The sequence below is a fragment of the Streptomyces sp. NPDC028991 genome (assembly GCF_055564775.1).
The window spans coordinates 50,340-61,390 of record NZ_JBVHVP010000030.1; the positions used below are offsets into that span (position 1 = coordinate 50,340).

General features: G+C 68.4%; 8 protein-coding genes and 3 pseudogenes. 4 read left to right on the top strand and 7 right to left on the bottom strand.

The features are described 5' to 3' along the window. Positions 1-10 precede the first annotated feature (10 nt). Together ACZ4V1_RS32830 and ACZ4V1_RS32835 are read right to left on the bottom strand one after the other, a co-directional pair. Positions 11-457, bottom strand: coding sequence for a peptidoglycan-binding domain-containing protein (locus ACZ4V1_RS32830; protein ID WP_468343752.1), 447 nt, complete (start codon positions 455-457; stop codon positions 11-13). 1,438 nt (positions 458-1,895) lie between these two features. Next, positions 1,896-2,363: pseudogene (locus tag ACZ4V1_RS32835) on the bottom strand (class I SAM-dependent methyltransferase); the annotation flags it as partial. Positions 2,364-3,102: 739 nt separating this feature from the next. On the opposite strand from ACZ4V1_RS32835, the pseudogene ACZ4V1_RS32840 reads away from it, so the two are divergent. Next, positions 3,103-3,706, top strand: a pseudogene (locus tag ACZ4V1_RS32840) (LamG domain protein jellyroll fold domain protein); the annotation flags it as partial. A 1,056-nt stretch (positions 3,707-4,762) separates the two neighbouring features. Here ACZ4V1_RS32840 and ACZ4V1_RS32845 read toward each other — a convergent pair. The 3 genes and pseudogenes from ACZ4V1_RS32845 to ACZ4V1_RS32855 form a co-directional block, all read right to left on the bottom strand. Continuing rightward, positions 4,763-4,948 (bottom strand): annotated as a pseudogene (locus ACZ4V1_RS32845) (transposase); the annotation flags it as partial. A 331-nt stretch (positions 4,949-5,279) separates the two neighbouring features. Next, positions 5,280-5,549 (bottom strand): DUF6233 domain-containing protein, encoded by a 270-nt coding sequence (locus ACZ4V1_RS32850; protein ID WP_468343755.1) that lies wholly within the window; start codon positions 5,547-5,549, stop codon positions 5,280-5,282. Positions 5,550-5,615: 66 nt separating this feature from the next. Further along, entirely contained in the window at positions 5,616-6,599 is a 984-nt protein-coding gene (locus tag ACZ4V1_RS32855; protein ID WP_468343758.1) for a helix-turn-helix domain-containing protein, read from the bottom strand. A 211-nt stretch (positions 6,600-6,810) separates the two neighbouring features. Between ACZ4V1_RS32855 and ACZ4V1_RS32860 the strand changes: the two genes are divergently transcribed. Further along, entirely contained in the window at positions 6,811-7,755 is a 945-nt protein-coding gene (locus ACZ4V1_RS32860) for an NADP-dependent oxidoreductase (protein ID WP_468343761.1), read from the top strand. Between the two features lie 35 nt (positions 7,756-7,790). After that, entirely contained in the window at positions 7,791-8,291 is a 501-nt protein-coding gene (locus tag ACZ4V1_RS32865) for a cupin domain-containing protein (RefSeq protein WP_468343764.1), read from the top strand. 273 nt (positions 8,292-8,564) lie between these two features. On the opposite strand, the gene ACZ4V1_RS32870 is transcribed toward ACZ4V1_RS32865, so the two are convergent. Next, a complete protein-coding gene (locus ACZ4V1_RS32870; RefSeq protein ID WP_468343767.1) occupies positions 8,565-9,752 on the bottom strand; it encodes a transposase in 1,188 nt (395 codons plus the stop codon). Then, positions 9,749-10,099 carry a transposase gene (locus ACZ4V1_RS32875; RefSeq protein WP_468343770.1) on the bottom strand — a complete coding sequence of 117 codons (351 nt, stop codon included), beginning with the start codon at positions 10,097-10,099 and terminating at the stop codon, positions 9,749-9,751. Before ACZ4V1_RS32875 ends, ACZ4V1_RS32870 begins: the two co-directional genes overlap by 4 nt. Positions 10,100-10,507: 408 nt before the next feature. Here ACZ4V1_RS32875 and ACZ4V1_RS32880 point away from each other — a divergent pair, with 408 nt between their 5' ends. After that, positions 10,508-10,939, top strand: a complete 432-nt coding sequence (locus ACZ4V1_RS32880) for a VOC family protein (RefSeq protein WP_144387160.1) — start codon at positions 10,508-10,510, stop codon at positions 10,937-10,939. The last annotated feature ends 112 nt before the right edge of the window (positions 10,940-11,051 follow it).

Below are 11,051 nucleotides of genomic sequence, written 5' to 3' on the forward strand. Positions count from 1 at the left end.
AATCGCGGTGTCAGAGGCGGGCGCAGCCCAGCGTCGAACTGTAGTGCTTCATGCTGTCGCGGGTGTTCGGGCCGTAGATGCCGTCCTGGAAGAGGCTGTACTTGCCCTGGAGGGCCTCAACGGCGAGGAACGTCTGCGGGCCGTAGAAGCCATCGACGTCCAGGTAGGAGTAGCCCTCGCAACTCTTCAGGCTTCGCTGCAACGCCTTCACGGCTGGGTTCTCCGTGGTCTGGTTGAGTACCAGTTTGCAGGTCAGGCTCTTGGAGCTGCCATAAGCGGGGACCGTGACGGAGTGGCCCGAGCTAATGGAGACGGCCTTGGTGGTGTTGCAGGTCGGGTGAACACCGGCCGCGCTCGCGGAAGGGGAAACGGCGACACCGCAGGCGAGAACGGTTGCCAGGGCGCCCAAGGCGGCAAGGGCGCGGGGCTTGTTGCGGGACGTGCGCGAAGACATCATGCTCCTCATGGGAGGTGTCGGGCAGGCACGAGAATCTTGATCAGGGATCATGATGCTTGCTCTCCCTTGGCATGTCTATGCCTCGTCCGCACACCGTTGCGCCTGACACCTGCCTCCAAGGCGACCAAGGTCGCCGTGTCAGGTGCTCAGACGGGCCTCACCGAGATGCGTACCGGTACGGGACGGTCGATCGGTTGGGGCTCACGGGGCACGTTCGAATGCGGTGGTGCCCTTGACGACGCGCTCCGTCGATGCCGCCGTCACTCAGCTCCGCATCGAGGGTCTCGAAATCCGTGACGAGGGTGTGGATCGGCTCTGCTCGTCTCAGAACCGTGAGCCCAAGGTGCTCGGCCGCTACAGTGCAACCGCCTCCCTCCTGGCCGCCGGCGCTTTTGCGCCCGCTGCGCGATCCGGGCCCGGTCGACCTTGACTACGATGACAACGACGACGAGTGAACCCGGCGCCTCACCGAACACAGCCCGGCCCGCACCACTGGCTCCGCCCGTGTGAGTGCTGCGAACACCATCGGTAACGCCAGCCTTTGGCCTGCGCCATCAGGTGGGCGGGACCTTGTGTGCCGGGCTGCCCGGAGAGCGGTCGGGCTTGTGGGGAATCAGGTGCGGCGGGCGGCCCAGACGGTGCGCTCGGTGCGCATAGCCAGGTTGTCGCGGCGCAGGGGGTTGTGAAGACTGTCGGTGTCGATGAGCTGGTCGAGCGCGGTGAGGTCCTCGTGGGGAGGGGGCCGGCGACGGCGCTGTGGATGCGCTGCAGGCTGCCGAGGCCGTAGCGGCCGATCGCTTTGTTGCGGGAGCCCTCGATGTTCACGGTGATGGTGTGTTCGCCCTCGACGGTGAATCCGGCGGCGATGGGCATCGGGCCCCAGCCGGCGCCGCGGTGGGGCAGATGCTCGGTCTGTACGCGGTCGGAGTGGGCCATGTGGTGCATCGGGCCGATGCCCAGACCACGTCCGGTGAGCCGAGACCGGGCCAGGTGGCGCCATCGAGGTCGGCCTGCGCAGTGCGCATGCGGTCCTCTACGCCGCGGGCGCACGCCTTCTCGCGCAGGCGCTGGAGGCGTTCCGCGGAGGTGCCGACGGCGGTGACGCTCGCACCGAGGAAGCAGTCCAGGAGGTCAAAGGTGCCCGCCCCGGTCCGTAGCCCAGAATCACGATCTGGCGGAGGCCGGTGGGCATCCGGAGCCGTGCGGTGACAGAGGGCGAATGCTCGGCGAAGGCCTCGGGGGGGCATCAACCCGGCCCGGTCAAGCACGAGGGCGCACCCAGAGCGTCCTGCGGGGTGAGGAGGTCCAGTGAATCCACCCCGAACTGGCGCGAGACCTGAACCTCGAACCAGACACCTTGCCGGGCCAAAACGCTCTTTTATCCCTGACCGCAGGGTCCCAAGGGCGGCAGCAGTGCGGCGTGTTACACGGCGGGCTGGGCGAGGGTAGAGAACACGAGACGGCCGCCAGGGCGCAGCGCTGCGGCGGCCGCCGGCAGTAGCTCGCGCGGCTCGGCGAAGTCGACGGCCCTGGAGACGCTGTAGAGCACGTCGTAGCTGTCGGACATGGCGTGCAGGTGCCGTGTGACGTCGGAGTGGACCAGACTCAGCCGAGAGGCGAGGTGCCCGTACAGGTCGCCGGCCATGCGGTGCTGGGCGGTCGAGGCGTCAACGGCGATGATGCGGGCGGGCTGGTGGTGGGCGGCCAGGTGCGCCGCGTGCCAACCAGCACCGGCGCCCAGATCGCCGGTACAACGCCCGGTGATGTCGCCGAGAGCTTCGGCTCCGGGTCCACTGTCCTGGCCCCAGCTCCAGACGAAGCGGCCGGGGACGGTGCGGTCGGCGGCGTGACGGGTAGGGCCGTAGTGATGCCAGAGATCGGCGGTGGGGGTGGTCACCCCGCCCATCCTGGCGGGCGCCGCCGGCCAGCGGGCCGGTTCGACGGAATCTCACCCAGGGGTGTGCCAAGAGGCCCTGGCCAGGCGGCCGGGGCCTGCGGTCACGATGCCGGGCCAGTGCGAGTCGCTGTCCGGGTGGCAGGGACCGCACTTGGCAGCGTCCGCCCACAGGGACAGGTCGGCCTCCCAGCCGCCGGCCGTGAGCAAGTCTGCCGTCCGCAGCACCGAGCCGTCGTCCTTGAAGTTGACCTCGGGGACGTGGTGGAGGAAGTGTCCGCCGTTGCAGCTCCAGAAGAGCGGGGTCGTTGGCGAATAGCCGTCTCGACGAGAGCCCGCCTACGTGGTGGGCCGGTGATGACCGCGGACGACCGTGCTGACGCCGCTGTTCGTTCAGCGACCTTGTTGATCTTGGCGTCTTCGCATGGGTGCGGAGGTGTGATCTTGGTTCGTACAACCCTGGGTAAACGTCGGGTTCCTCACATGGCCTTCCGGAACTTGGCGTGGTGATGTCCGTTTCCTTCCCGTTGACCTGACGTTCTGTTGAGGCGTTAGTTGCCCCTGACTGCTTTGTGAATCTTGTGGGTGGGGTGTGGCGGCGATGTGGACCCGGTTGCGGGACGGGCAAGGAGTTTGGCCCGGACCGAAGGACCGTGCGGGGGAACCCGGCGGGAGACCTGGCCGTCGTGTCGCCACGGTCGTGACCGCGGCAGTGTGTGCGGCCGTGATCGCGGCCCTCGTGCCCGGGCCAATGGCTCAGGCGGCCGGTGAGGAACCGGCCGCAGCGCCGCTTACGGAGAGCCAGAAGGCTCTCGAGACGGCGCAGGAGTCCGGGCAGCGGGTGAGGTGACCGGGGAACGCACAGCGCGGGCCACGGTGTTCGCCAACCCCGACGGTCACACGTTCACGCTGGAGGAGTCGTCCACCCCGTTCCGTGTTCCGGCCTCCGGTGGCGGCTGGCAGGCGCCGGATCCGACGCTGGTGAAACGGGTGGACGGCACGGTCGGGCCAAAGGGAGCCGCCGTGCAGATGGCGAGGACGAGGGCCGCGCGCTGGCGCTGGACTGGCCGGGCGCACTGCCCGCCCCGCGCCTGGACGGGCCCAGTGCCGTGTACCCGCAAGTGCTGCCGGACGTCGATCTGCAGGTCACCGCCACCCCGGAAAGCTTCAAGTACGTACTCGTGGTCAAGACCCCCGAGGCGGCGGCGAGCGACGAGCTGGAGAAGCTCACGTTCGGGCTGGACACCCAGAACCTGTCGGTCCGTGAGGGTGCGGCGGGCAACCTCGCCGCGGTCGACGGCAAGGGCAACACCGTGTTCAAGTCCCCGCCGGCCCAGATGTGGGACTCGGCCGGCCTTGGCGGAGATCTCCTGGTACAGCACCGTCGCGGTGTGCTCGCCCTCCTCCCAGCGCTGCCGCAGGTACTCCAGGTATGGATCAAGACTCGTAGGCCGACGAGGCGGGATCCGGCGTACGCATTCCTGCCAGGTGGCTGCCCGGGCGTACTTTGAAAGTCGTCCCGGGCGAAGCCCTCGTTGCGGCGATGCTGGCGGGTGGGGTTGCTCTTCAGCGGTCCGGAGACGGTGACCTGGTGTTCGCGGGCAGCTTGTTCCAGGTGGGGCAGGGAGGTGTAGCCGGCGTCGGCCAGGTGCTCGGCGGGCAGGAGTCCGCGGCGGGAGAGGCGGGTGTGGATGCCGGGCAGGACCTGGCTGTCGTGGGTGGTGGCCGCGGTGGTGGCGACATCCGTGATCACGTTGGGGCCGCCGGGAGCACAGGTCTCGGTCAGATGAGCGGCGAACCCCTTCCAGCTGATGATGTGTCCGTGCCGTGCGTAGCGCCAAGGTGTCGTAGGGGGAGACAACCGCCTGGGACGAGGGCGGCAGACCCGCCCCGCCTTCCTTCTCGGCGGTGCGCCAGCGCAGATGTCCTGCGGCGTCACGGTGGTAGTTCTGCACCATGATCTGGCGCAGGGCCTGGATACGAGGACCGGATGTGCGATCTGCTCCGTGCCGGTAAAGGTGTTCCAGGAGCCGGACGGCGGCATCTCCGGTGGCAAGAATCCTGGTCTTGGGCTTGGTGGGGTTCTTGCCCAGGCGGACCGGCCGGCCGTAGCGCAGCCCCCAGTCCTCGTCGACCAGCTCGTCGAGCAGGTGCGGGGAGATGCTGGCGACTTCTTCGAGTGCGGCGCGGACCGCCTCGGTGACCATCTCCAGGCGGGTCAGGTCACGCACCGCGGCCAGGACGTGGGTGGAATCGGTGCGCTGGGTGGTGCGCTCGCGGACGAGACCGGCCTCCTTCAGGCGCGCGAGCGCGAGGTCGAGGAGACGGTCGGCTCGGCCGTCCTCGGCGAGGCGGTCGCGGAAGTCGGCCAGCACGCTGTGATGGAAACCAGGATCGTCCAGCTCCATCGCCATCGCGTACTTGAAGTCGACGCGGCAGCGGACCGCCTCGGCGGCCTGCCGGTCCGAGAGGCCGAGCAGGAACTGCAGGACACAGACGGTGGCCAGTTGAGCAGGCGAGAGACCCGGACGCCCGTCCCGCGGGTACCAGTCGGCAAAGTCCTCGTCGCACCACAGCCCGTCCAGCCGGTCACGCACTCATATCGCCGTCGTGCCACCCGGGTTGCTCGCCCGCGCTACCTGCGCGGTCAAAGGCGGGACTTGGTCACCGGAACGGGGGCGCAGGGACAACGGGCACCTCGACAACTGCATCGGTCGGCGGAACCACCCGAGTATGCCCGTTGATCACGCTGCCGCACCGGGAAACTCCAAGATCCCCGACAGAGTCAAGCTAAAGACGAGTCGGCTGCTGACCTCTTGGCGGAGGCGTGCCGTGCCCCCAGTCTCGGCTACGCCAAGTTGACACACCCGTCCGAGGAACACGTGCTGTAGACAGCCGTGACAGTAGGGCGACCCGGGGGTACGACGCTCAGCTGTCTGGATCGAAGCCCCGGTCGGATCCGTTCAGCAGCGGCTCCAACTCCTGGCCAGCACCGCACAGCGAGCACAGCCGGACGCCAGCCTTCTCGGCAGCGTCCAGGGTGCGCTCCAACTCCAGCACCGGCGCTCCTTCCGGTGCCTCGTCACAGTCCGGGGCGTGCAGGACGCCGCGGTCGGGCCCGGTCCGGGCGTCCAGCTTCTGCGGCCTCCAACCCGTAGGCCGGCGCGGCCCGAGGACGTCGCGCACCGACCGCGACACCGGGTCACATGGTGGACAGCGTTGCGACCTTCCCGGCGCTGCTTCGCGCGGCGGTCGGCCGCGTTGTCACGTCAGGTGGCGTGCGAATTGCGCTGGTGTCGCATGGTATTGCTTCTTGAAGGCGCGGATGAAGTGGCTGCTGTCGGTGAAGTGCCAGAGTGCGGCGGCCTCGGAGACGCTGAGCCGTGATCCTGAGGCGGTGAGCGCCTTGGCCGCTTCCTGCAGGCGCCGGCGGCGGATGTAGGCGCTGAACGACTCGTCCAGACTCGCGAAGGCCCGCTGCAAGGTGCGTACTGATACGTGCAGTTGCGCGGCGATCGTGGCCGGCGATAAATCGGCGTCGGTGAGCCGGGCATCGGCCAGGTCCTTGGCCGCCTGCGCCAGCGCCGGGGTGAAAGTGGGCTCGCGGTCGTCGAAGTAGTCGAGGGCCAGCCCTTTGGCGAGTTCGAGCAGGGCGTTGCGGGACGCGTGCGCGCCCGCCGGGCTGAGGTCGCTCACGGTCCGCTGCACCATGCTGGTGTGTGCCATGAGGATCTGCGCTGCGGGCGAGGTGGCTTGGCCGGTGCACGGTTTCCCGGCGATCAGGGTCCGCAGGGCGTCGCCGGGAAAGATGAAGATGCGGGTGCCGATCACGGGCGTGGTGTGGAAGTGATTTTCCGTCACGACGTGGTGCATGAAGTAGGTGCCGGCCGGCACGTACGCGTCACCGCCCTGATCGTGCGGGTCCTGCAGGGCAACTGCGCCGCGCAGCCCGACGTACAACCTGATCTGATCGTGCTCGTACGTCCCGACTGCCCGGGTGCTCACGGGTGAGGACGCCCAGAGCTCGTTGACGGCCGTGTCTTCCAGGGCCACCGAGCGCATCGTTCCCCGGAAGCCGTCGACCGTGGAAGCGCTGAATTCCGGCAGGGGGTACTGGTCTCCCATACGGTCGTTCCAGGTATCGATGAACGGCTGCCACGTTCCTCGACCGGTGCCGGTGGAGTCGGCGTCGGCGGTGAACGTGCCCACCTTGCCGCCAGGGCCGAGGAAACGCGGCCTGCTCGTCATGTGCCCTCCGCTCCGATGGGGATGTCGCCGGAATCCTATTCCGTGTCGCGAAGGTACATCCGCTCTACGTATGCCTGTTCCTACGCTTGGTGGCGCTTCGACCTCCACAACGATCTACCGCCTGCCGGCCGTGCCCGGCGCCGCAGCCACCGTGTCTTGCTTCGCGCGCGGCGCAAGGCGACCGCGACCCCGCGGGCGAAAGTGAGACACTATGAAGGCAGTGCGCTTCCACCAGTACGGCGACCCCGACGTCCTGCGTTACGAGGACGTGGAGCAGCTGAATCCAGGCACCGGGCAGGTGCGGGTCCGTGTTGCAGCGACGTCGTTCAACCCGGTCGACGCCAACATCCGCGCCGGTCTAATGCAGGGGCCGATCCCTGTGACGCTGCCGCACACACCCGGTATCGACGTCGCCGGCACGGTCGACGCGCTCGGCGAGGGCGTGACCGGCATCCAGGTCGAGGACCAGGTCATCGGCTTCCTGCCGATGGCGGGACCCGGCGCCGCCGCGGAGTATGTCCTGGCACCGGTCGAGGCCCTGACGCCGGCGCCCAAGAGCGCCACGCTGTCCGACGCGGCCGCGCTGCCGCTGGTGGGCCTGACCGCGTGGCAGGCCTTGTTCGAGCACGCCAAGCTGACCGCCGGGCAGCGCGTGCTGATCAACGGCGCGGGCGGAGCGGTCGGCGGCTACGCCGTGCAGTTGGCCAAGCAGGCCGGCGCCTTCGTGATCGCCACGGCCGGTCCGCGCAGCAGCCGGCGCGTCACGGCCGCGGGTGCGGACGAGGTCATCGACTACACGACCGCCGACGTCGTCGCGGCGGTGAGCCAGCCGGTCGACGTCGTGCTCAACGTCGCACCGGTCGAACCGGCACAGCTGGGTGCGCTCCTCGGCCTGATCCGCCCCGGCGGTGTCCTGGTGAACACCACCGTGTGGATGCCCGCCCCTACCGACGAGGAGCGCGGCGTACGTGGCATCGACCTGTTCGTCCGCAGCGACGCGGAGCAGCTGTCGCACCTGGTGGAGCTGATCGACAGTGGCGAGCTGCGCGTCGAGGTCGCCCGGCGGGTGCCGCTGGCCGAGCTGCCGGCCCTGCACGCCGACGCCGCCGCGGGCGCACTGCCCAGCGGCAAGGTCGTCGTCACGCCCGGCACCTGACGCCCACCTGACTGACCTCCGAGGAGACGACGACGATGATCCCCGACGACAATCCGTCGCGCTTGCTGACCGTGGCGAACCCCGACGACCCCGGCACGACGTACATCTCGCTGGTGGGCAACACCTACGGCATGCTGGTCACCGGCGAGCAGACCAACGGCCGGTACTGCCTGCTCGACATGCGCGTCCCCGACGGCGGCGGCCCGCCGCCCCACCGGCACGACTTCGAGGAGATGTTCACGATCCTCGAGGGCGAGATCGAGTTCACCTTCCGCGGCGAGAAGCACACCGTACGGGCCGGATCCACGATCAACATCCCGGCCAACGCGCCACACAACTTCCGCAACGCATCAGGCGCACCGGCCCGCACGCTGTGCATGTGCACCCCCGCCGGCCAGGACGAGTACTTCCTGCGCATCGGCGATACCGTCGCCGGCAAGGACGCGCCGCCCCCTCATCTGTCGGAGGACGAGCTCGCGGAGCGCCGCCGCCGCGCCGCCGAGTTGGCCTCGACCTACCGAAGCGAGTTCCTGTAGCTCGGCTGGTGCCTTGACCACGTACGTTCGCCGGTTCTGAGCCCCGGGATCTGGACCGACCACGACGCCGACGTGCACCGCCTGGTCGCCCTGGACTCGCTCGATCCGGCGATGGCACCACACATGTCGCATCCGCCACTGTCGACGACACCAGCGCTGAGCTGCTAGACCAAGTCATCAGACTTCGCCTCACTCCCGCCCGCGTCCGCCGGGGGTTTCGCAACGTCCGCGCGACAGCGGCGAGGCTGTCGCACGGCTTCTGCCCGGTGAAGGTCAAGAGTGCTTCTTGGGCGTGTGTTTGATGAGCTTGTTGAGGTTGTGCGCCGTGCCGAGGAGCTTGATCTCGGCGTCCACCGCCTGGCGGCCGCGGTAGTTGAGGTGTCGCCCGAAGCGTTGGAAGATCTGGGCGAATCCCGGCTCGACCAGGGCACTGCGTTGACGGTACTGGCCCCGTCCTGTTGGGGTGGCGAGGCGGGCCGCCATGTCCTGCTGGCCGGCAGGAGCCTGCTGACGTTTCGCGGGAAAGCCTGCCTGGTCGGCATCGCTGGTGACCGAGACCAGCAGCGGGAGGTCGGCGAGGGCTTCGAAGGACGCTGCGGAAGCGTACCCGCTGTCGGCGAGCCAGAGTTGGATATCGCCGGGGAGCCGTGCGGCCTGGTGATTGTGCTGGGTCTTCTTCACCATCGGGACGAGGGCCGTCCTGTCCGAGGGATTGTCGTGCGCTTCGATGGCCAGCAAGAGTTGACGGCGGGCGCACACGATCTGGATGTTGTATCCCTGCAGGTAGCCGCCGCGCTTGCCGGGAATCAGCCGCGAGTCGGGATCGCTCAGGCAGGCACGGGACTCCGGGGAGGGGGCCGGTCGGGGTGTGCGGGCCCGCTCCAGCCAGGCCCGCATCTTCACCAGTCGCGTTCGCTGGCGAACGAGGACGCTCTTGTGCTCCATCGGGACCGGCGGCCGCCCGTTCGCTCCACGACGTCCTGCCGACCGGTCCTCTCGGACGCGGAGCTCGTACTTCTTCAGCTTCTCCTGGTGAGCCTCGGTCTCGGCGGCCAGGCGCTTCTCCGCGCGGGCCACCATCCGCTCGGCAGCTTCGACCTTGATCCGGATCTCGGTGGGTGAAGGCATAGCCCGTTCATGCAGTCTGTCCCTGGCCAAGTGGGCCCGGGTGAGCCGGTCGCACAGCCGGGACAGGCGAGGCCAGTTGTCGCACGCGCCCTCGCCATCGCCCTGTGCCGAGCCATCGGCCTCGACGCTCAGCGCGTGGTCGACTACATCCTCCATCAGCGCGTGGATCTCCTTCTCGCACTGGAAGCTGGTCTCCTCCAGGCGCTGGAGCCGCTGGTTGGCGTCGCGCGAGGCTTTCCCCTCCATCGGTGAACCGTCCACGGCCACCGCCGAAAGATCGACCAGGCCACGTCGGCCGCACAGCGACAACACCTGCACGAACAGCGAGTTCAATGCGGCACGGTGGCGTCGTACGAACCGCGCGACGGTGGAGTGGTCCACTCGGCGGTTCGCGGTGATGACTCGGCAGCCCACGTCGTCCCAGCAAGCCTGCTCGATGCGACGGGAAGAACGCCCCCCTTGCTGTAGCAGTACAGGAGAAGCGCAACCAGACTCGCGGGAGGGTAGGCCACCCCGCCCCGCCCGTCGTCACGGTAGCTGTTCTTGAACGCCGATAGGTCAAGCAGCTCGACGACGTCGAGCACCTTCCAGCACAGGTGCTCGGGCGGCAGCCACTCCCGCACATCCTGCGGCATCTCAAGATCACGTTCACGGTCGCACGACAAGAAGTTCAGCCCCACCAGCCAAGATTCCGATGCCTCCCTGATCCTCGGAACCGAACAACGAATCGCTCTTGACCTTTACCGGGCACAAGCCGTGCGACAGCCTCTGGCCTGTCCGGCCCGTGCACCGAAACCCACCCGACCGGGGCCCCGGACGACCACCGGGCCGCAAGAACACCCGGCCCACGCCACGTCACGACGTGCACACACGCCGCAGAACACAGCCGGCCAAACGCCAGACGAAGAAATCAACCAACCCCCGGCCCCGCCGCACAGGTTAAAGATCAAGCTAAGGGTTGTCCCGTAACCGATCTTTGGCAGCGCTGCGACCGCACGACACAGCAGCGGGTAGCAGACGCCTCCTCCCGACAACGTGCGGACCTCCCGACCTGGGGAGATGAGCCGGGCCCCTGTTATCGTGCGCCGATGTCAACGATCAAACAGTTCCAAGTGACCTTCGACTGCGCGGAGCCTGCGCGCCTCGCCGCCTTCTGGTGCGAGGTGCTGGGGTACGTCGTACCGACGGTCCCGGAGGGCTTTGCCACGTGGGAGGAGTACCACCGCTCGCTGCCGCCCGAGGATGAGATCTACTTCGCGTGCACTGATCCCTCGGGTGTGGGCCCGCGCTTGCTCTTCCAGCGAGTTCCCGAAGGCAAGGTCGTCAAGAACCGCGTGCATCTCGATGTGCGGGCCGGCGCCGGGCTCGTGGGTGAGGAGCGCCTGGCCACACTCGAGGCCGAGTGCGCGCGGCTGATGGCGCTCGGCGCGAAACACGTGCTGACGCAGCGCGCCGATGGCGTCAACGAGTCGTGCATCACGATGCAGGACATCGAGGGCAACGAGTTCTGCCTCGACTGATTCTCCTCCGAGACTGCGAGGTGGGAGAGCCGTCTCCGGCCTTGGGGGGAAACGGGGGAGGGAACAGTCGGTTCCCCCAGGGTTTCCCCAAAACCAGTTCCCCCTGGGTTTC